The sequence below is a fragment of the Mycobacterium asiaticum genome, assembly GCF_001668675.1.
Taxonomy (GTDB): domain Bacteria; phylum Actinomycetota; class Actinomycetes; order Mycobacteriales; family Mycobacteriaceae; genus Mycobacterium; species Mycobacterium asiaticum_D.
Window position 1 is genome coordinate 16,289 of record NZ_LZKQ01000252.1, and the last position, 17,400, is coordinate 33,688.

General features: G+C 65.6%; 24 protein-coding genes and 1 pseudogene. 23 read left to right on the plus strand and 2 right to left on the minus strand.

Translation table 11 applies throughout. The features are described from left to right. The first annotated feature begins 14 nt into the window (after positions 1–14). The 7 genes from rplB to rpsQ are packed head-to-tail and all read left to right on the plus strand — an operon-like array spanning position 15 to position 3,624. On the plus strand, positions 15–857 hold the full coding sequence (gene rplB, locus A9X01_RS21710) for a 50S ribosomal protein L2 (protein WP_036352677.1): 843 nt from the start codon (positions 15–17) through the stop codon (positions 855–857). Positions 858–869: 12 nt separating this feature from the next. Beyond that, positions 870–1,151 carry a 30S ribosomal protein S19 gene (gene rpsS, locus A9X01_RS21715; protein ID WP_011739061.1) on the plus strand — a complete coding sequence of 94 codons (282 nt, stop codon included), beginning with the start codon at positions 870–872 and terminating at the stop codon, positions 1,149–1,151. A gap of 28 nt (positions 1,152–1,179) precedes the next feature. After that, on the plus strand, positions 1,180–1,755 hold the full coding sequence (gene rplV / locus A9X01_RS21720) for a 50S ribosomal protein L22 (protein WP_065122713.1): 576 nt from the start codon (positions 1,180–1,182) through the stop codon (positions 1,753–1,755). Next, the gene (gene rpsC / locus A9X01_RS21725; RefSeq protein WP_065122714.1) at positions 1,755–2,594 is read left to right on the plus strand and encodes a 30S ribosomal protein S3; all 840 of its coding nucleotides are present in this window, start codon (positions 1,755–1,757) and stop codon (positions 2,592–2,594) included. Before rplV ends, rpsC begins: the two co-directional genes overlap by 1 nt. A 3-nt stretch (positions 2,595–2,597) precedes the next feature. Then, a complete protein-coding gene (gene rplP, locus A9X01_RS21730; RefSeq protein ID WP_036352685.1) occupies positions 2,598–3,014 on the plus strand; it encodes a 50S ribosomal protein L16 in 417 nt (138 codons plus the stop codon). Continuing rightward, positions 3,014–3,256 (plus strand): 50S ribosomal protein L29, encoded by a 243-nt coding sequence (gene rpmC / locus A9X01_RS21735; protein WP_065122715.1) that lies wholly within the window; start codon positions 3,014–3,016, stop codon positions 3,254–3,256. The genes rplP and rpmC overlap by 1 nt, the downstream gene beginning before the upstream one ends. Then, positions 3,256–3,624: a 30S ribosomal protein S17 gene (gene rpsQ, locus A9X01_RS21740; RefSeq protein WP_036352691.1), complete on the plus strand. Its 369-nt coding sequence runs from the start codon at positions 3,256–3,258 to the stop codon at positions 3,622–3,624. Before rpmC ends, rpsQ begins: the two co-directional genes overlap by 1 nt. 51 nt (positions 3,625–3,675) lie before the next feature. Here the strand turns inward: rpsQ and A9X01_RS21745 are convergent, their stop codons facing one another. Next, the gene (locus tag A9X01_RS21745; protein WP_065122728.1) at positions 3,676–4,251 is read right to left on the minus strand and encodes a TetR/AcrR family transcriptional regulator; all 576 of its coding nucleotides are present in this window, start codon (positions 4,249–4,251) and stop codon (positions 3,676–3,678) included. A gap of 101 nt (positions 4,252–4,352) precedes the next feature. Here A9X01_RS21745 and A9X01_RS21750 point away from each other — a divergent pair, with 101 nt between their 5' ends. The 16 genes from A9X01_RS21750 to rplO all read left to right on the plus strand — a co-directional run bounded on the left by A9X01_RS21750 (position 4,353) and on the right by rplO (position 16,181). After that, entirely contained in the window at positions 4,353–5,672 is a 1,320-nt protein-coding gene (locus A9X01_RS21750; RefSeq protein ID WP_065122716.1) for an oxygenase MpaB family protein, read from the plus strand. Between the two features lie 177 nt (positions 5,673–5,849). After that, positions 5,850–8,225, plus strand: a complete 2,376-nt coding sequence (locus tag A9X01_RS21755; RefSeq protein ID WP_065122717.1) for an arylsulfatase — start codon at positions 5,850–5,852, stop codon at positions 8,223–8,225. Positions 8,226–8,350: 125 nt separating this feature from the next. Next, the gene (locus A9X01_RS21760) at positions 8,351–9,244 is read left to right on the plus strand and encodes a formylglycine-generating enzyme family protein (protein ID WP_065122718.1); all 894 of its coding nucleotides are present in this window, start codon (positions 8,351–8,353) and stop codon (positions 9,242–9,244) included. A 103-nt stretch (positions 9,245–9,347) separates the two neighbouring features. After that, positions 9,348–10,292, plus strand: coding sequence for a DUF4436 domain-containing protein (locus tag A9X01_RS21765; RefSeq protein ID WP_065122719.1), 945 nt, complete (start codon positions 9,348–9,350; stop codon positions 10,290–10,292). A 293-nt stretch (positions 10,293–10,585) separates the two neighbouring features. Continuing rightward, positions 10,586–11,434: a DUF4436 domain-containing protein gene (locus tag A9X01_RS21770; RefSeq protein ID WP_081282534.1), complete on the plus strand. Its 849-nt coding sequence runs from the start codon at positions 10,586–10,588 to the stop codon at positions 11,432–11,434. Positions 11,435–11,469: 35 nt separating this feature from the next. Continuing rightward, complete coding sequence (locus A9X01_RS32275; protein ID WP_065122721.1) at positions 11,470–11,748, plus strand: DUF8686 domain-containing protein; 279 nt, start codon at positions 11,470–11,472, stop codon at positions 11,746–11,748. A gap of 231 nt (positions 11,749–11,979) precedes the next feature. Then, entirely contained in the window at positions 11,980–12,348 is a 369-nt protein-coding gene (gene rplN / locus A9X01_RS21780) for a 50S ribosomal protein L14 (protein ID WP_036352708.1), read from the plus strand. Beyond that, positions 12,349–12,666 carry a 50S ribosomal protein L24 gene (gene rplX / locus A9X01_RS21785; RefSeq protein ID WP_065035116.1) on the plus strand — a complete coding sequence of 106 codons (318 nt, stop codon included), beginning with the start codon at positions 12,349–12,351 and terminating at the stop codon, positions 12,664–12,666. Further along, complete coding sequence (gene rplE, locus A9X01_RS21790) at positions 12,666–13,229, plus strand: 50S ribosomal protein L5 (protein WP_065035115.1); 564 nt, start codon at positions 12,666–12,668, stop codon at positions 13,227–13,229. Before rplX ends, rplE begins: the two co-directional genes overlap by 1 nt. 4 nt (positions 13,230–13,233) lie before the next feature. Then, on the plus strand, positions 13,234–13,419 hold the full coding sequence (locus A9X01_RS21795; RefSeq protein ID WP_011739072.1) for a type Z 30S ribosomal protein S14: 186 nt from the start codon (positions 13,234–13,236) through the stop codon (positions 13,417–13,419). 66 nt (positions 13,420–13,485) lie between these two features. Then, a complete protein-coding gene (gene rpsH / locus A9X01_RS21800) occupies positions 13,486–13,884 on the plus strand; it encodes a 30S ribosomal protein S8 (RefSeq protein ID WP_036352718.1) in 399 nt (132 codons plus the stop codon). Positions 13,885–13,906: 22 nt separating this feature from the next. Beyond that, positions 13,907–14,446 carry a 50S ribosomal protein L6 gene (gene rplF, locus A9X01_RS21805; protein WP_065122722.1) on the plus strand — a complete coding sequence of 180 codons (540 nt, stop codon included), beginning with the start codon at positions 13,907–13,909 and terminating at the stop codon, positions 14,444–14,446. Between the two features lie 2 nt (positions 14,447–14,448). Continuing rightward, complete coding sequence (gene rplR, locus A9X01_RS21810; RefSeq protein ID WP_065122723.1) at positions 14,449–14,817, plus strand: 50S ribosomal protein L18; 369 nt, start codon at positions 14,449–14,451, stop codon at positions 14,815–14,817. A 37-nt stretch (positions 14,818–14,854) separates the two neighbouring features. Next, positions 14,855–15,541 (plus strand): 30S ribosomal protein S5, encoded by a 687-nt coding sequence (gene rpsE / locus A9X01_RS21815; RefSeq protein ID WP_065122724.1) that lies wholly within the window; start codon positions 14,855–14,857, stop codon positions 15,539–15,541. After that, on the plus strand, positions 15,538–15,738 hold the full coding sequence (gene rpmD, locus A9X01_RS21820; RefSeq protein WP_036352730.1) for a 50S ribosomal protein L30: 201 nt from the start codon (positions 15,538–15,540) through the stop codon (positions 15,736–15,738). Before rpsE ends, rpmD begins: the two co-directional genes overlap by 4 nt. A gap of 2 nt (positions 15,739–15,740) precedes the next feature. After that, positions 15,741–16,181 (plus strand): 50S ribosomal protein L15, encoded by a 441-nt coding sequence (rplO, locus tag A9X01_RS21825; protein ID WP_065035111.1) that lies wholly within the window; start codon positions 15,741–15,743, stop codon positions 16,179–16,181. Positions 16,182–16,280: 99 nt separating this feature from the next. Here rplO and A9X01_RS21830 read toward each other — a convergent pair. Further along, positions 16,281–17,206, minus strand: a pseudogene (locus tag A9X01_RS21830) (LLM class flavin-dependent oxidoreductase). Positions 17,207–17,400 lie beyond the last annotated feature (194 nt).

Consider the following 17,400-nt stretch of genomic DNA (forward strand, 5'->3'; position numbering starts at 1 on the left):
AGACCTGATTAGACATGGCAATTCGCAAGTACAAGCCGACGACTCCCGGTCGCCGCGGCGCCAGCGTGTCGGACTTCTCCGAGATCACCCGATCCACCCCGGAGAAGTCACTGGTTCGGCCGCTGCACGGCCACGGCGGGCGTAACGCGCACGGCCGCATCACCACCCGGCACAAGGGTGGTGGCCACAAGCGCGCCTACCGGGTGATCGACTTCCGTCGCAACGACAAGGACGGCGTCAACGCCAAGGTCGCGCACATCGAGTACGACCCGAACCGCACCGCTCGGATCGCGCTCCTGCATTTCCTGGACGGCGAGAAGCGCTACATCATTGCGCCCAACGGTCTTTCGCAGGGCGACATCGTCGAGTCGGGCGCCAACGCCGACATCAAGCCCGGCAACAACCTGCCGCTGCGCAACATCCCGGCCGGCACTCTGGTGCACGCCGTGGAGTTGCGGCCCGGTGGCGGCGCCAAGCTCGCTCGGTCCGCCGGGTCCAGCATCCAGTTGCTCGGTAAGGAAGCGACCTACGCCTCGCTGCGTATGCCCAGCGGTGAGATCCGCCGCGTGGACGTCCGCTGCCGCGCGACGGTCGGTGAGGTGGGCAACGCCGAGCAGGCGAACATCAACTGGGGCAAGGCCGGCCGGATGCGCTGGAAGGGCAAGCGCCCCTCGGTGCGTGGTGTCGTGATGAACCCGGTCGACCACCCGCACGGCGGTGGTGAGGGCAAGACCTCCGGTGGTCGTCACCCCGTGAGCCCGTGGGGCAAGCCCGAGGGCCGCACCCGCAATCCGAACAAAGCCAGCAACAAGCTCATCGTTCGACGCCGGCGCACCGGCAAGAAGCACGGCCGGTAAGAGGAGCCAACAATGCCACGCAGCCTGAAGAAGGGCCCGTTCGTCGACGACCATCTGCTCAAGAAGGTCGACGTGCAGAACGAGAAGAACACCAAGCAGGTCATCAAGACCTGGTCGCGACGCTCGACCATCATTCCCGACTTCATCGGGCACACCTTCGCGGTGCACGACGGCCGCAAGCACGTCCCGGTGTTCGTCACCGAATCGATGGTGGGGCACAAGCTCGGTGAATTCGCGCCCACCCGCACCTTCAAGGGGCACATCAAGGACGACCGCAAGTCCAAGCGGCGATGAGCGCTTGCGCGAAGAGCAGAAGGCAGAGATGAGTACCACCACTATCGAATATCCCTCGGCGACCGCCAAGGCGCGGTTCGTGCGGGTGTCGCCCAGGAAGGCGCGCCGGGTCATCGACCTGGTCCGCGGCAAGTCGGTGACCGACGCTCTCGACATCCTGCGCTGGGCGCCGCAAGCCGCAAGTGAGCCGGTGGCCAAGGTGATCGCCAGCGCCGCGGCCAACGCCCAGAACAACAACGGCCTGGACCCGTCCACTCTCGTGGTGGCCACGGTGTACGCCGACGAAGGGCCGACCGCCAAGCGCATCCGTCCCCGCGCTCAGGGCCGCGCGTTCCGAATCCGCAAGCGCACCAGCCATATCACGGTGATCGTGGAGAGCCGGCCGCCCAAGGACCAGCGCGCGGCGAAGTCGTCGCGGGCACGTCGGGCCGAGGGCAGCAAGGCCGCCGCGAAGGCTGCACCTGGTTCGGACGCCAAGAAGGCGGCGACCAAGGCTCCGGCGAAGAAGGCGCCCGCCGCCAAGAAGGCGCCCGCCAAGAAAGTGGAGCCCAAGACCGAAGCCAAGACGTCTGAGACTTCTGACGCGAAGGGAGGCTCAGACTAGTGGGCCAGAAGATCAATCCGCACGGCTTCCGGCTGGGCATCACCACCGACTGGAAGTCGCGCTGGTACGCCGACAAGCAGTACGCCGACTACGTCAAGGAGGACGTGGCGATCCGTCGGCTGCTGTCCACCGGCCTTGAGCGCGCGGGCATCGCCGACGTGGAGATCGAGCGGACCCGCGACCGGGTTCGCGTTGATATCCACACCGCCCGACCGGGCATCGTGATCGGGCGCCGGGGCACCGAGGCGGACCGCATTCGCGCCGACCTGGAGAAGCTGACCAAAAAGCAGGTGCAGCTCAACATCCTCGAGGTGAAAAACCCTGAGTCGCAAGCACAGTTGGTCGCCCAGGGCGTTGCCGAGCAGTTGAGCAACCGTGTGGCATTCCGCCGTGCGATGCGCAAGGCCATTCAGTCGGCCATGCGTCAGCCCAACGTCAAGGGGATCCGGGTGCAGTGCTCGGGCCGACTGGGCGGCGCGGAGATGAGCCGTTCGGAGTTCTACCGCGAGGGCCGGGTGCCGCTGCACACGCTGCGGGCCGACATCGACTACGGCCTGTACGAGGCCAAGACCACCTTCGGCCGCATCGGCGTGAAGGTGTGGATCTACAAGGGCGACATCGTCGGCGGTAAGCGCGAACTGGCCGCCGCCGCCCCGGCCGCCGACCGTCCGCGCCGCGAGCGGCCGTCGGGCACCCGTCCGCGTCGTAGCGGTGCTTCGGGCACCACGGCGACCGGCACCGACGCCGGCCGCGCGGCGGGCGGCGAAGAGGGCTCGGCTCCCGCCGCGGCCGCGGGCGCCGCGGCGCCGGCAACTGAAGCGCAGAGCACGGAGAGCTGAATCATGTTGATTCCCCGCAAGGTTAAACACCGCAAGCAGCACCACCCGCGCCAGCGTGGCATCGCAAGTGGTGGCACGTCGGTGAACTTCGGTGACTACGGCATCCAGGCTCTGGAGCACGCCTACGTCACCAACCGGCAGATCGAGTCCGCTCGTATCGCCATCAACCGGCACATCAAGCGTGGCGGCAAGGTGTGGATCAACATCTTCCCCGACCGCCCGCTGACCAAGAAGCCCGCCGAGACTCGAATGGGCTCGGGTAAGGGTTCGCCGGAATGGTGGGTGGTCAACGTCAAGCCGGGCCGGGTGCTGTTCGAGTTGAGCTACCCGAACGAGCAGATCGCCCGCGCGGCGCTCACCCGGGCAATCCACAAGCTGCCGATCAAGGCACGCATCGTTACCCGAGAGGAGCAGTTCTGATGGCAGTGGGAATTTCCCCTGGCGAACTGCGCGAGCTCACCGACGAGGAGTTGCACGAGCGCGTACGTGAGTCCAAGGAAGAGCTGTTCAATCTGCGCTTCCAGATGGCCACCGGCCAGCTCAGCAACAACCGCCGGCTCCGCACCGTGCGTCAGGAAATCGCGCGCGTCTACACGGTGCTGCGCGAACGCGAACTGGGTCTGGCTTCCGGCCCCGATGGGTCTGACGAGAAGGAATCGTGATGGCAGAAGCGAAGAAGGCACCGGCCAAGGCCGCTACCAAAGCCGCTCCGAAGGCCGCCGCCAAGGACGCCGGCTCGAAGGAGAAGGGTCCCAAGCACACTCCGGCCACGCCGAAGCCGCGCGGACGTCGCAAGACGCGCATCGGCTATGTGGTGAGTGACAAGATGCAGAAGACCATCGTGGTCGAGCTCGAAGACCGCGTGCGGCACCCGTTGTACGGCAAGATCATTCGTACCACCAAGAAGGTGAAGGCCCACGACGAGAACAGCATCGCCGGCATCGGCGACCGCGTCTCGCTGATGGAGACCCGCCCGCTGTCGGCCACCAAGCGCTGGCGCCTGGTGGAGATTCTCGAGAAGGCCAAGTAGCCCGCGCGAGCAGACGTGAAAGCCCCCGCACGCACGGCGTGTCGGGGGCTTTTACGTCTGCTCGCGCAAATTCGCGCGCAGTCCGTGCACGAAGGTGCGCAGCCGTTCCGGCGTCGCGGTGTCCGGGTCGCTGAGCCGAAGCTGAAGCAGTTCGCGGCCGGCCGCGTAGAGGATCCGCGCGGTGTATTCCGGGTCCTGCAGTTCAGGGTTCAGGCGCAACAGTTCCCCTTGGAGAAAGTCCCGCACCACCGTCTGCGATTGAGCCAGCCGCTCATGTAACACCGGCGGCGCGCCCTGCGGCGGAAACAGGAACAGCCGCCACGTCGCGGTGTGCGCGTCGACCGCGGTAAGCACGCCGTCGAACGCGCGCACCAGCGGTTGGTTGTCCTCGGTGGGCTCGCCCAACTCGCTGATCGCCTCGACGAACTGCTCGCCGGCCCGCCCCGCCTCACGGTCGATCAAGGCGACGAAAAGCTTTGCGGGATCACCGAACAACTGATAGATCAGCGAACGGTTGATGCCTGCTTCCCGGGCGATGCGGTTCGGCGTCGCCGCATGAAATCCTTCGACGTCGACGATGGCATGCGTGACATCCAGGATCTGTTCGCGCCGCTGTTCGGCGGTCATCCGCCGCTTGGGGGCGTCCCTGGTGGCCTGTGTCACGCTTGACAGCATAACTAACACTTTGTGAGTATTACTCACAAAGTGTTAGTTATCGAGAGGTCTGCATGGTCACCTACTACCCGGAACTCGCGCAGCGGGTTGCGAGCCAACGACAGCTGCAGCCAGATCTGTACGGCGACATCGACTTTGACGAGCGGCCGTATCGGCTGACCAAGCAGCCCGGGGACAAGTCGTCGTTGCCGGCGTGGGCCGCCGACCGCGACCAGATCCTCACCGACGACCGTGTCCTGGAGCTGATGGAGACGGCGACCATGCTCGGCGATGTGGTGGCCGACCCGTACGCGGCGCTGATGAGCCGCTACAGCGTCACCGAGCTGATCGACATGCTCAAGACTGCCTGCCGCCATGGCATCGACGCCGTTCCCGACGCGCCCGAAGAGTTGGTGGCGTTCATCGCCGCGATGGAGGTCAGGCCGGACTGGATCAACTTCGACCTGATCGAGGAGGGTGCGCGGCAGGCGCGCGCCGCCGCGGCGTTGCTGGCCCACTTCATCACCCGCGGCGCTTTCATCGCCACCTTCACCAACACCTACGCGGCATTGCCGATGGGCCTGACCGGTGCGCTCTCGGGTCGCCGCGCCGCGCGCCGGGTCAACGAGACGGCGAGCTTCTTCGCCGTCACCACCCTGCCGGGCGCGTTGCAGCGGTACGGGCCGGGGTTCGAGGCGGCCGCGATGGTCCGGCTGATGCATTCGATGGTCCGCTACAACGCGCTGAAGAAATCCGACAAGTGGGATGTCGACGTGTACGGCGTGCCGGTGCCGCAGGTGGACCAGATGCCGGCGGGCATGATCGGCCAGTACATGACGTCCCAGCAGGTGCTGCGGCAGGGCCGGGACAAGTTCAACGAGCAGGAGCGAGCGCTCGTCGAGTTCGGGCGCTACCGTTGCTTCCTGCTCGGCCTGCCCGAGGAACTGTTGCCCACCACCCCCGCCGAGACGGTTCACGTCATGCATGCCCGCGCGGCGCTGCTGCGCGACGGATTCGACTCCGTCTGCCGTGAACTCGTCGACTCCACGATGGCCGCGTATCTGCGTCCGGGAACCTCCTGGTTCGACCGCGCCGCAGAGGCCGTGGAGAAGAGCTACAGCAAGGAGACGTTCGTGCGGGCGTTCTGCAACGGCCACCGCGAAACCGCCGAGGCCATGGGCGTCTCGATCGGAGTGGCCGACCGCATCCGTATCGCCCTGACCGGGCCGTTCATCGCCGGGCGCTTTGTTGCCGTACAGCGCGCCAGTAACATTCCCGCGCTGCGTCGGCTGGTCGACAGCTATGTCATCCGGCTGCTCAAGCTGCGACTGAAGACCTACGGAAAGCCCGAATTCACCAGCGATTCCGCTCATTACACGCCGATACCGCACTGAGCAGGATCAGGCGGGCATCGACGAACCTGGACGAACCTGGACAAACCTGGACGAACCTGGACAAAACATCGAGCCGCCGCGAAATCTCAGCTGATTGCTATGCGGCGCGTGTAATGTCCACGGACATTCGGATGGTCGGCGAAACGTCGATGAAGACACAGAGTGAGGCTGGCGGATATGACTGGGCAGTCGGGGTCCAACGTACCGGGTCAATTTCAAGGCAAGATCGAGCTGGACATTCGGGATTCGGAGCCGGACTGGGGGCCGTACGCGGCGCCCACCGCCCCGGAGAATTCGCCGAACATCCTCTACCTGGTGTGGGACGACACCGGCATCGCGACCTGGGACTGCTTCGGCGGTCTGGTCGAGATGCCGGCCATGAGCAGGATCGCCGAACGCGGGGTGCGCCTCACGCAGTTCCACACCACCGCGCTGTGCTCACCGACCCGGGCGTCACTGCTGACCGGCCGCAACGCCACCACCGTCGGCATGGCCACGATTGAAGAGTTCACCGACGGGTTCCCCAACTGCAATGGCCGCATTCCGGCCGATACCGCGCTGCTCTCCGAGGTGCTCAACGAGCGCGGGTACAACACCTACTGCATCGGCAAGTGGCACCTGACGCCGCTGGAAGAGTCCAGCATGGCCGCGACCAAGCGGCACTGGCCGACGTCGCGCGGCTTCGAACGCTTCTACGGCTTCCTGGGCGGTGAGACCGACCAGTGGTATCCGGACCTGGTGTACGACAACCACCCGGTGAACCCGCCGGGCACCCCTGAGGACGGTTACCACCTGTCAAAAGACCTGGCCGACAAGACGATTCAATTCATCCGCGATGCCAAGGTGATCGCTCCGGACAAGCCGTGGTTCAGCTACGTCTGCCCCGGCGCCGGCCACGCGCCGCACCACGTGTTCAAGGAATGGGCCGACAAGTACAGCGGCGTGTTCGACATGGGCTACGAGAAATACCGCGAGATCGCTCTGGAAAAGCAGAAGGCGATGGGGATCGTTCCGCCGGACACCGAGTTGTCTCCGATCAACCCCTACCTCGACGTCAAGGGACCGCAGGGAGAGGCGTGGCCGCTGCAGGACACCGTGCGCCCGTGGGACAGCCTCACCGCCGACGAGAAGCGACTGTTCAGCCGGATGGCCGAGGTGTTCGCCGGCTTCCTGAGCTACACCGACGCCCAGATCGGCCGGATCCTGGATTACCTGGACGAGTCGGGTCAGCTGGACGACACCATCATCGTGGTCATCTCCGACAACGGCGCCAGCGGCGAAGGCGGCCCGAACGGGTCGGTCAACGAGGGCAAGTTCTTCAACGGCTACATCGACACCGTCGAAGAGAGCATGCGGCTCTTCGACCAGTTGGGCGGGCCGGAAACCTACAACCATTACCCGATCGGCTGGGCGATGGCCTTCAACACCCCTTATAAGTTGTTCAAACGCTACGCCTCTCACGAGGGCGGCATTGCCGACACCGCAATCATCTCCTGGCCCAACGGTATTGGCGCGCACGGCGAGGTCCGCGACAACTACGTCAACGTCAGCGACATCACCCCGACCGTCTACGACCTGCTCGGCATGACGCCGCCCGATACCGTCAAAGGCATCGCGCAGAAGCCGCTGGACGGTGTGAGCTTCAAAGCCGCCCTTGAGGATTCGAGTGCTGACACCGGAAAGACGACGCAGTTCTACACCATGCTCGGCACCCGGGGGATCTGGCATCAGGGCTGGTTCGCCAACACCGTGCATGCCGCCACGCCCGCGGGCTGGTCACACTTCGAACAGGACCGGTGGGAGCTGTTTCACATCGAGCGGGATCGCAGCCAGTGCCATGACCTGGCGACGGAGCATCCGGGGAAACTCGAAGAACTCAAAGAGCTGTGGTTCTCCGAGGCCGCCAAGTACAACGGCCTGCCGTTGGCCGACCTGAACATCTTCGAGACGTTGTCGCGGTCACGGCCTTACCTGGTCAGTGAACGGGACAGCTACATCTACTACCCGGACTGCGCCGACGTCGGCATCGGCGCCGCACCCGAGATGCGTGGGCGGTCCTTCGCGGTGGTGGCCGACGTGACTTTGGATACCACCGGCGCCGAAGGGGTGTTGTTCAAACAGGGCGGGGCGCACGGCGGGCACGTGCTGTTCATCCAGGACGGGCGGCTCCAGTACGTCTACAACTTCCTCGGCGAACGGCAGCAGCTCATTCAGTCGGCCGGCCCGATCCCGTTGGGCCACCACCTGCTCGGCGCGCGTTACGAGCGCACCGGAACCGTACCGAACAGCCACACCCCGATCGGTGTCGTCACGCTGTACTTCGACGAGCATCCGGTCGGGACGCTGCCCGACGTGATGACCCACCCCGGAACGTTCGGGTTGGCGGGTGCCGGCATCACCGTCGGACGCAACGGCGGCTCGGGCGTGTCCAGCCGGTACAAGGCGCCGTTTGTGTTCACCGGCGGCACCATCACCCAGGTGGCGTTAGACCTGTCGGGTCGGCCCTACGAGGATGTGGAAAAGGATCTGGCGCTTGCCTTTTCCCGCGATTGAGCGGATTGCGCGGTTCGCGGCGCTGGTGGCGGCTGGCTTGTTTGAGGCGCACTCGGCGGCGCCGGGATTCGACACTGCCAAATCCCTGTTGAATCAGGACTTCGCGGTCGTCATACCCTGAACTGGTGTTGACGGAGCTGGTGGAGCTGCCGGGCGGATCGTTCCGGATGGGATCGACGAGCTTCTACCCCGAAGAGGCGCCGATCCACACCGTGACGGTGGCCGGGTTCGCGGTGGAACGCCACCCGGTGACCAACGCCCAGTTCGCCGAATTCGTTGCAGCGACGGGCTATGTGACAGTCGCCGAGCAGCCCCTGGATGCGGCCCTGTATCCGGGGGCCGATCCCGCCGATCTGTGTCCAGGCGCCATGGTGTTTCGCCCCACGCGGGGACCGGTCGACCTGCGCGACTGGCGGCAGTGGTGGGACTGGGCGCCCGGAGCGAGCTGGCGCCACCCCTTCGGTCCCGAGAGCGACGTCGCGGACCGCCCCGATCATCCGGTCGTGCAAGTGGCGTATCCCGACGCCGCGGCCTACGCACGATGGGCGGGACGGCGCCTGCCGACCGAAGCCGAATGGGAGTACGCCGCCCGCGCCGGGGCGACCGGCCGCTATGCGTGGGGTGAGGAGGAAAAGCCTGACGGGCAGTTGATGGCAAACACCTGGCAGGGCCGGTTCCCATACCGCAACGACGGTGCACTCGGCTGGTTCGGCACGTCGCCGGTGGGCAGCTTTCCCCCCAACGGTTTCGGTCTGTCCGACATGATCGGCAACGTCTGGGAATGGACCACAACGGAGTTCAGCGCGCACCACCGCCTCGACCAGCCGCCGAAGGCATGCTGCGCCCCGGCCAATCCGGCCGACCCGTCGATCAGCCAGACCCTCAAGGGCGGTTCCCATCTGTGTGCACCGGAATACTGTCATCGCTACCGACCGTCGGCCCGTTCGCCGCAGACCCAGGACACGGCGACCACCCATATCGGATTCCGTTGCGTGCTGGATTCAACCCGGGTCGAATAAATTTGCCGCCAGACGCCGCGCCGCATTGCGGGCGGAATGTCTATGAGTTTCAATAACCTTTCGCTAGCAAATCCCCTTTGCTTCCAGTGAAAGGCCGCGTCCGATGAGCCATCAGGCCCCGCCGCCCGCCCCGCCCGCGCCGCCACACAGTCAGCCGACCGGGCCGGCGCCGGGGCAGCCGAAGCAGCCGTCCCGGGCGCGACGCTTACTGGTCGACTTCGGTGTAATCCTCGCCGTCTTGGTCGTGTATGTACTGTCTTTGGTCGGGGTCCATTTGCTCGCAACGTCGGGCGAGGCAATGGAGGAACCGAACCTCGACGCCAAGGAGAACACCGTAGTACAGGTGAAGCTCGAGGAGCTGGACACGGTTAACAACCGGCTGAAGGTGAGCGTCCTTGTCATTCCGGAAGATTCATTGGTAAACAAGAAATATTTCGTGTTGGCCCAGGATGTAACCGTGCGCATGCATCCCGAGAACGACCTGGGGGACTTGCAGTACCCAGTCGGAAAGTCGCCGGCCCAGCAGAGCACCTATCTTGATGCGGAAGGCGACCCGGCCAACTGGCCATTCGACTCATACCGCACGGGCAAAATCTCGGCCGAGGTATTTGCTGGTACTGGTGACAATCGCACCGTGGAGGACGCTCGCGTAGAGGTCATAGGTTCGGTGGGCGGCTGGGACGCCAGCCTCCGACGTGTCCAATCTCCAGGCGATGAAGATCCCCGCCCCGATGACGTGATCATCACTTTGCACCGGTCCAAGAGCACCCTCATCTTCGACCTGGGCATCGTCCTGGTGCTCATCTCGCTGCCCGCCCTGGCGCTGTGGGTGTCCATCCCAATGGTGTTGGGCAAGAAGAAGTTCCTGCCGCCGTTCGTATCCTGGTTCGCTGCCATGCTGTTCGCGGTGGTCCCGCTGCGAAATATCTTCCCGGGCAAGCCACCGGAGGGCTCGTGGGTGGATCAGGCCATCACGCTGTGGGTGCTGCTGGCCCTGATCGTCGCGATGACGTTGTTCATCGTGGCGTACCGAAAACAGTCGGACTGAATGGCGGCTCATCGCCGCCGGGGACTCGTGACCGCTCAAAGCGCCCACCGAAACCGATTCGGCCGCAGGCGAAGTCGACGATGACCGCCGCAGACAGATGGTGCGAGCGTCACGCCAGCGTGGCGTTGGGCGTCGAGCGTCACGCCAGCGTGACGGGCGGTGGCTTAGGCGCGCCAATGAGATTGAGCGCGAAGCGCTGCCGGGCGGTGTGGTGATTGCTACCATCTGAGTCCGTGTCATCCCCCGAGGCCGCGTCGCCAGTGCACGAGCCCGGACCGCCCGAACACAAGCACATGTCGGTGCGCAAGCACCTGGTGTTGGACACGTCGATCATCGTCGGAGTCTCGGTGCTCTGGCTCCTTGGCGTGCTCAGCTACAAATGGCTGGCACCGCATCCGCTGCCGAAGGTCGACCTGGGTACCACCGACGACCCGTTGGTCGTTGTGCACGTCGAACAACTCAACCCCACCGAGCAACTGCTTGAGGTGAAGGTCTTGCTTCGGCCGGACGAGTCCATCATCAATCGACGGCTGAACCGCCTTACCGCTGAATCGGCGGTGCGGTTCGTCTCGCAGAACGACATGGCCGAATTGCAGTACCACACCGGCAAAGCTCCGGAATGGTTGTCGACCACCATCGACGCCCGCGGCAAAGCCACCGAATGGCCGGTGGACGAATACGTGACGGACCCGATTCAGGCCGAATGGCTCGTCGGTGCCGCGGACACCAGCCATTACGAGCCGGCGCGGGTCGAGGTGGAAGGGGCCGTGGACGGATTCGACATCCACCTCGAACGCGTTGCCAGTTCGGACCCGAAAGCGCCCGCTGCCGTCGTCATCAAGCTGAAGCGGACCAAGGCGCAGCAATTTTTCGACATCGGGATCTGTTTGGTGCTGATCGCGTTGCCCGCGCTGGCGCTGTTCGTCGCCATTCAGATGGTGACCAGGCGGCGACCCTTCCTGCCGCCGTTCGGCACCTGGTATGCGGCCATGCTGTTCGCGGTGGTGCCGCTGCGAAACTTCCTGCCCGGCTCGCCGCCGACGGGCGCCTGGATCGACCAGGGACTGGTGATCTGGGTGCTGTTGGGCCTGGCCACCGCCATGGTCATCTACATCATCGCCTGGTACCGCGACCGGGCGTAGCTGCCGGCGGTCGCGGTTCTGACGTCGTCTACCTGGTGTCGCTATTCGGCTATGACCGGCTGGCTGCCGTGCCCCGCCAGCTGTCCGACCCGGACCTGAGTACGGCCGACAACAAAGTCGTCGTGGTGCGCCTCGAGCCGCTGGGCACCGGCTCGACCACCGCGGCAGGCCGCGTGGACGTGACCGAATTGCGGGAGGGGTGGCTCCCGCCGGCTGGCTCCTGGGTTGACCAGGCCGTCGTGATCTGGGTATTGATAGGGCTGGCCACGGCGCTGGTGCTCTACGTAATGGCCTGGCACCGGCAGGGCGACTGAGCGGCCGGACGATCGCCAATTTGGCGGTGAGCTGGCTGTCACCTAGACTCTAGGGGTTGCCTTGGGCAGACCTCGGCTGGTTCATGTGTAAGCATTCACCGGCCCCGCGTGCCCTTCGGGAACGAATGCTTTTCAAGACCGCGCACGGCTAGTGCTGCCGTCGGTTGTGCCCGTCTCGGGTACACCGCCTGTTCTCTTGCCGCGCACACGTCAAACAGGTCAGGAGATCGAGTGATTCAGCAGGAATCGCGGCTCAAGGTCGCCGACAACACCGGCGCCAAGGAGATCTTGTGCATCCGGGTGCTCGGTGGTTCGTCGCGACGCTACGCCGGCATCGGTGACGTCATCGTCGCCACGGTCAAGGACGCCATCCCGGGCGGCAACGTCAAGCGGGGCGACGTCGTGAAGGCCGTCGTGGTGCGCACCGTCAAGGAACGTCGGCGGCCCGACGGCAGCTACATCAAGTTCGACGAGAACGCCGCGGTGATCATCAAGCCCGACAACGACCCGCGCGGCACGCGCATCTTCGGCCCGGTCGGCCGTGAGTTGCGAGAGAAGAAGTTCATGAAGATCATCTCGCTGGCCCCGGAGGTGTTGTAGATGAAGGTCCACAAAGGCGACACCGTGCTAGTCATCGCCGGCAAGGACAAGGGCGCCAAGGGCAAGGTCATTCAGGCCTACCCCGACCGCAACCGGGTGCTTGTCGAGGGTGTCAACCGCATCAAGAAGCACACCGCCGTCTCGACCAATCAGCGTGGTGCCCGCTCCGGCGGCATCGTCACCCAGGAAGCGCCGATCCACGTGTCCAACGTGATGGTCGTGGATTCGGACGGCAAGCCCACTCGCGTCGGTTACCGCGTCGACGAGGAGACCGGCAAGCGCGTCCGTATCTCCAAGCGCAACGGCAAGGACATCTGATGACCACTGCAGAAAAGACTCAGCCGCGCTTGAAAGAGCGCTACCGCAACGAGATTCGCGACGCGCTGCACAAGCAGTTCAATTACCGCAACGTGATGCAGATCCCGACGGTGACCAAGGTCGTGGTCAACATGGGTGTCGGCGAGGCCGCTCGCGACGCGAAGTTGATCAACGGCGCCGTCAACGACCTGGCGCTGATCACCGGGCAACGTCCCGAGATCCGCAAGGCGCGAAAGTCCATCGCGCAGTTCAAGTTGCGCGAAGGGATGCCGATCGGCGTACGGGTTACGCTGCGCGGCGACCGGATGTGGGAGTTCCTCGACCGGCTCACGTCGATCGCACTGCCCCGTATCCGTGACTTCCGCGGGTTGTCACCCAAGCAGTTCGACGGTGTTGGCAACTACACCTTCGGGCTGGCCGAGCAGTCGGTGTTCCACGAGATCGACGTCGACAAGATCGATCGGGTCCGCGGCATGGACATCAACGTCGTCACTTCGGCGACGAACGACGACGAAGGACGAGCGCTGTTGCGGGCCCTCGGCTTTCCCTTCAAGGAGAACTGAGCAGATGGCGAAGAAAGCACTGGTCAACAAGGCCGCGCGCAAGCCGAAGTTTGCGGTGCGCGGCTACACCCGCTGCAGCAAGTGCGGCCGTCCGCGCGCGGTGTTCCGCAAGTTCGGGCTGTGCCGAATCTGCCTGCGCGAGATGGCGCATGCGGGCGAGTTGCCCGGCGTGCAGAAGAGCAGCTGGTGAGGAGTAGCGCTCAATGACCGCGATGACGACGATGCAGAGCGTAGCGATGAAGAGGAGCAGCGCTCGATGACTATGACCGATCCAATCGCAGACTTCTTGACCCGTCTGCGCAACGCCAACTCGGCTTACCACGACGAAGTGACCTTGCCGCACTCCAAGATCAAGGCCAACATCGCCCAGATCCTCAAGAACGAGGGCTACATCACCGACTTCCGTACCGAGGATGCTCGGGTGGGCAAGTCGCTGATCGTCCAGCTCAAGTACGGACCCAGTCGGGAGCGCAGCATTGCCGGCCTGAAGCGGGTGTCCAAGCCCGGCCTGCGTGTGTACGCAAAGTCCACCAACCTGCCGCGCGTGCTCGGCGGCCTCGGCGTTGCGATCATTTCGACGTCGTCGGGCCTGCTCACCGACCGTCAGGCAGCCAGACAGGGCGTGGGCGGCGAAGTCCTCGCTTACGTCTGGTAGTAGGGGAGAGGCAGCGTAAAAGATGTCGCGAATTGGTAAGCAGCCGGTTCCGGTTCCGGCCGGAGTCGACGTAACGATCGAGGGCCAGAACGTCTCGGTGAAGGGACCCAAGGGCACCCTCGAGCTGACGGTGGCCGAGCCAATCTCCGTGTCGCGCAACGACGACGGCGCAATTGTGGTGACGCGTCCCAACGACGAGCGGCACAACCGCTCGTTGCACGGACTGTCGCGGACCCTGTTGTCGAACCTGGTGACGGGCGTGACCGAGGGCTACACGACCAAGATGGAAATCTACGGCGTCGGTTACCGTGTGCAGCTCAAGGGCAGCAACCTGGAGTTCGCGCTGGGATACAGCCACCCGGTGGTGATCGAGGCCCCCGAAGGCATCACCTTCGCGGTCCAGGCGCCCACCAAGTTCACGGTCTCCGGGATCGACAAGCAGAAGGTCGGCCAAATCTCGGCGAACATCCGTCGGCTGCGCCGTCCCGACCCGTACAAGGGCAAGGGCGTGCGTTACGAGGGCGAGCAGATCCGCCGCAAGGTCGGAAAGACAGGTAAGTAGTCATGGCGCAAACAATTTCCGCAACCCGGCGGGTCTCGCGGCTGCGTAGGCACGCCCGGCTGCGCAAGAAGCTCTCGGGCACCGCCGACCGTCCCCGCTTGGTGGTCAATCGGTCTTCGCGGCACATTCACGTGCAGCTGGTGAATGACCTCAACGGCACCACCGTGGCCGCCGCTTCGTCCATCGAAGCCGACGTCCGCGGTCTGGACGGCGACAAGAAAGCCCGTAGCGTGCGGGTAGGCCAGTTGATCGCCGAGCGTGCCAAGGCCGCTGGCGTCGACACCGTGGTGTTCGACCGCGGCGGCTACACCTACGGTGGACGGATCGCGGCATTGGCTGATGCCGCCCGCGAGAACGGATTGCAATTCTGATGAACAGCATCAGCCTGATGAACGGAAGGTTCGCATAATGGCGGAACAGCCGGCTGGGGGCACCACAGATAACCGTGGCCCGGACAGCCGTGACGGCCGCGACTCGCGCGACGGACGGGGCCGCCGGGACGGCGGTGGCCGTGGTGGCCGCGACCGTGACGGCGACAAAGGCAACTACTTGGAGCGGGTCGTGGCGATCAACCGCGTCTCCAAGGTGGTCAAGGGTGGTCGGCGCTTCAGCTTCACCGCCCTGGTCATCGTGGGTGACGGCAACGGCATGGTCGGCGTCGGCTACGGCAAGGCCAAGGAAGTTCCGGCCGCGATCGCCAAGGGCGTCGAGGAGGCTCGTAAGGGCTTCTTCCGCGTGCCGCTGATCGGCGGAACGATCACGCACCCGGTGCAGGGTGAGGCCGCAGCCGGCGTCGTGCTGCTGCGTCCGGCCAGCCCGGGTACCGGTGTGATCGCCGGTGGTGCGGCCCGTGCGGTGCTGGAATGCGCTGGGGTGCACGACATTCTGGCGAAGTCGTTGGGCAGTGACAACGCGATCAATGTGGTGCACGCCACCGTCGCCGCCCTCAAGATGTTGCAGCGTCCCGAGGAGGTGGCCGCCCGGCGCGGCCTGCCCATCGAGGATGTCGCCCCGGCCGGGATGCTGAAGGCCCGTCGCGAAAGTGACGCGCTGGCCAGGGCCGCGGTGGCAAGAGAGGCTCAGGCACAACCATGAGTGACGGACAGCTGAAGATCACCCAGGTGCGCAGCACCATCGGGGCACGCTGGAAGCAACGCGAGAGCCTGCGCACGCTGGGCCTGCGCAAGATTCGCCACTCGGTGATCCGCGACGACAACGCACAGACCCGCGGGCTGATCGCGGTGGTGCGCCACCTCGTCGAGGTGGAGCCCGCGAATACCGGAGGTAAGTAGAAGTGACCATCAAGCTGCACGACCTGCGGCCTGCGCCCGGGTCGAAGACCGCGCGCACCCGTGTCGGCCGCGGTGAGGGTTCCAAGGGCAAGTCCGCGGGTCGCGGCACCAAGGGAACGAAGGCGCGCAAGAACGTTCCGGCGACCTTCGAGGGCGGGCAGATGCCGCTGCACATGCGGCTGCCCAAGCTCAAGGGGTTCCGCAACCGGTTCCGCACCGAGTACCAGGTCGTCAACGTCGGCGACATCAACCGGCTGTTCCCCGAAGGGGGCTCGGTTGGTATCGACGAGCTGGTGGCCAAGGGCGCCGTTCGCAAGAACACGTTGGTGAAGGTCCTCGGTGACGGCAAGCTGACCGTCAAGGTGGACCTGACCGCGCACAAGTTCAGCGGCAGCGCCCGCGAGAAGATCACTGCCGCCGGCGGCTCAGCCACCGAGCTCTAGCTTTACCCCCGCGAGCAGTCCCCCGCTAGCGGGAGGTGCCCCCAGCCAAAGCTCCCGCACGCTCGGCGTGTTGGGAGCTTTAGCGTCTGCTCGCGCAAGCTAGCTGAGCTGCGGAATGACCTCTGCGGCAAGGCGTTCCATCTGTTCCCGATTCTCGGCCACATCCTCGCCGACCGGATTGAGCAACAGCATCTCCGCGCCCGCGTACATCACCTCGCGCAGCCCGCGGACCACGTCGGCCGGGGTCCCCGACACCGGGACCGCGTCGATGCCGGCCATTTTTCCGTAGATCCGTCGCAGCCCGGCGAGCACACGTTCGCGAGCCCGGGCGGCATCGTCGTCGATCATCAGATAGACCCGCTTGCCGATGGTGAAGTGCGCGGGATCCTTCAGCTGCTCGGCCAGTTCGCGATGCAGCACCTGCACCGCGTTGGCGAAGTCAGCCGTCGTCGACGACCCGGCACCCAGGAAGGCGTCGCCGTGGCGCACGGCGCGGGCCAGTGCTTGGGCGCCGAACCGCCGAACCAGATGGGCGGATGCGGTCGTTGCACCGGCTTGGGTTGGATGGGCAGGTCGTCGACCTCACGGAACCGGCCGTGGAATGTCACTCGCGGTTCGTCCGACCACGCCGCCTTCATCAACCGCAGACCCTCGGTGAAATAGCTGATGTAGGTGTCCTTTTCGACGCCGAAGGCCGCGAACCTGCGACGGCCTCCACCCGGTGCAATCCCGATGTCCAGCCGCCCGTGGCTGAGCCGATCCACCGCGGTCACCGAAGACGCCAACTGCAACGGATCGTGCAGCGAGGTCACCATTACGGCGACCCCTAGCCGCAGCCGCTGGGTGCAGGCCGCGGCGTAGGCCAGCAATTCCAGCGGCGCCAGCAGTGGCGCATCACCGATAATCTGTTCGAGTACCCAGCCGCCCTCGAAACCGAGGTATTCGGCCCGGGCAAGATACGAGCGCAGCCCGTCGGCATCGAAACCGTCCGAGTCGAATTGGGGAATGGCAATCGCGTATCGCACGCCTCCACGGTACGGGTGAAGTTTGGTTGCGGGGGGCCCCCCGGGGGCGCCCCCCCCCCCCCCGCGGGGGGGGGGGGGGGGGGGGGGGGGGGCCCCCCCCCCCCCCCCCCCCCCGGGGGGGGGGGGGGGGGGGGGGGGCCCCGGGGGGGGGGGGGGGGGGGGGGGGCGGGGGGGCGGGGGGGGGGGGGGGGGGG

What these genes read in the sequence shown, in the direction of transcription:
- rplB (WP_036352677.1), top strand. Translation starts at nt 15, where the DNA reads ATGGCAATTCGCAAGTACAAGCCGACGACTCCCGGTCGCCGCGGCGCC.
- rpsS (WP_011739061.1), top strand. Translation starts at nt 870, where the DNA reads ATGCCACGCAGCCTGAAGAAGGGCCCGTTCGTCGACGACCATCTGCTC.
- rplV (WP_065122713.1), top strand. Translation starts at nt 1,180, where the DNA reads ATGAGTACCACCACTATCGAATATCCCTCGGCGACCGCCAAGGCGCGG.
- rplP (WP_036352685.1), top strand. Translation starts at nt 2,598, where the DNA reads ATGTTGATTCCCCGCAAGGTTAAACACCGCAAGCAGCACCACCCGCGC.
- rpmC (WP_065122715.1), top strand. Translation starts at nt 3,014, where the DNA reads ATGGCAGTGGGAATTTCCCCTGGCGAACTGCGCGAGCTCACCGACGAG.
- rpsQ (WP_036352691.1), top strand. Translation starts at nt 3,256, where the DNA reads ATGGCAGAAGCGAAGAAGGCACCGGCCAAGGCCGCTACCAAAGCCGCT.
- A9X01_RS21745 (WP_065122728.1), bottom strand. Translation starts at nt 4,251, where the DNA reads ATGACCGCCGAACAGCGGCGCGAACAGATCCTGGATGTCACGCATGCC.
- A9X01_RS21750 (WP_065122716.1), top strand. Translation starts at nt 4,353, where the DNA reads ATGGTCACCTACTACCCGGAACTCGCGCAGCGGGTTGCGAGCCAACGA.
- A9X01_RS21755 (WP_065122717.1), top strand. Translation starts at nt 5,850, where the DNA reads ATGACTGGGCAGTCGGGGTCCAACGTACCGGGTCAATTTCAAGGCAAG.
- A9X01_RS21765 (WP_065122719.1), top strand. Translation starts at nt 9,348, where the DNA reads ATGAGCCATCAGGCCCCGCCGCCCGCCCCGCCCGCGCCGCCACACAGT.
- A9X01_RS21770 (WP_081282534.1), top strand. Translation starts at nt 10,586, where the DNA reads ATGTCGGTGCGCAAGCACCTGGTGTTGGACACGTCGATCATCGTCGGA.
- rplX (WP_065035116.1), top strand. Translation starts at nt 12,349, where the DNA reads ATGAAGGTCCACAAAGGCGACACCGTGCTAGTCATCGCCGGCAAGGAC.
- rplE (WP_065035115.1), top strand. Translation starts at nt 12,666, where the DNA reads ATGACCACTGCAGAAAAGACTCAGCCGCGCTTGAAAGAGCGCTACCGC.
- A9X01_RS21795 (WP_011739072.1), top strand. Translation starts at nt 13,234, where the DNA reads ATGGCGAAGAAAGCACTGGTCAACAAGGCCGCGCGCAAGCCGAAGTTT.
- rpsH (WP_036352718.1), top strand. Translation starts at nt 13,486, where the DNA reads ATGACTATGACCGATCCAATCGCAGACTTCTTGACCCGTCTGCGCAAC.
- rplF (WP_065122722.1), top strand. Translation starts at nt 13,907, where the DNA reads ATGTCGCGAATTGGTAAGCAGCCGGTTCCGGTTCCGGCCGGAGTCGAC.
- rplR (WP_065122723.1), top strand. Translation starts at nt 14,449, where the DNA reads ATGGCGCAAACAATTTCCGCAACCCGGCGGGTCTCGCGGCTGCGTAGG.
- rpsE (WP_065122724.1), top strand. Translation starts at nt 14,855, where the DNA reads ATGGCGGAACAGCCGGCTGGGGGCACCACAGATAACCGTGGCCCGGAC.
- rpmD (WP_036352730.1), top strand. Translation starts at nt 15,538, where the DNA reads ATGAGTGACGGACAGCTGAAGATCACCCAGGTGCGCAGCACCATCGGG.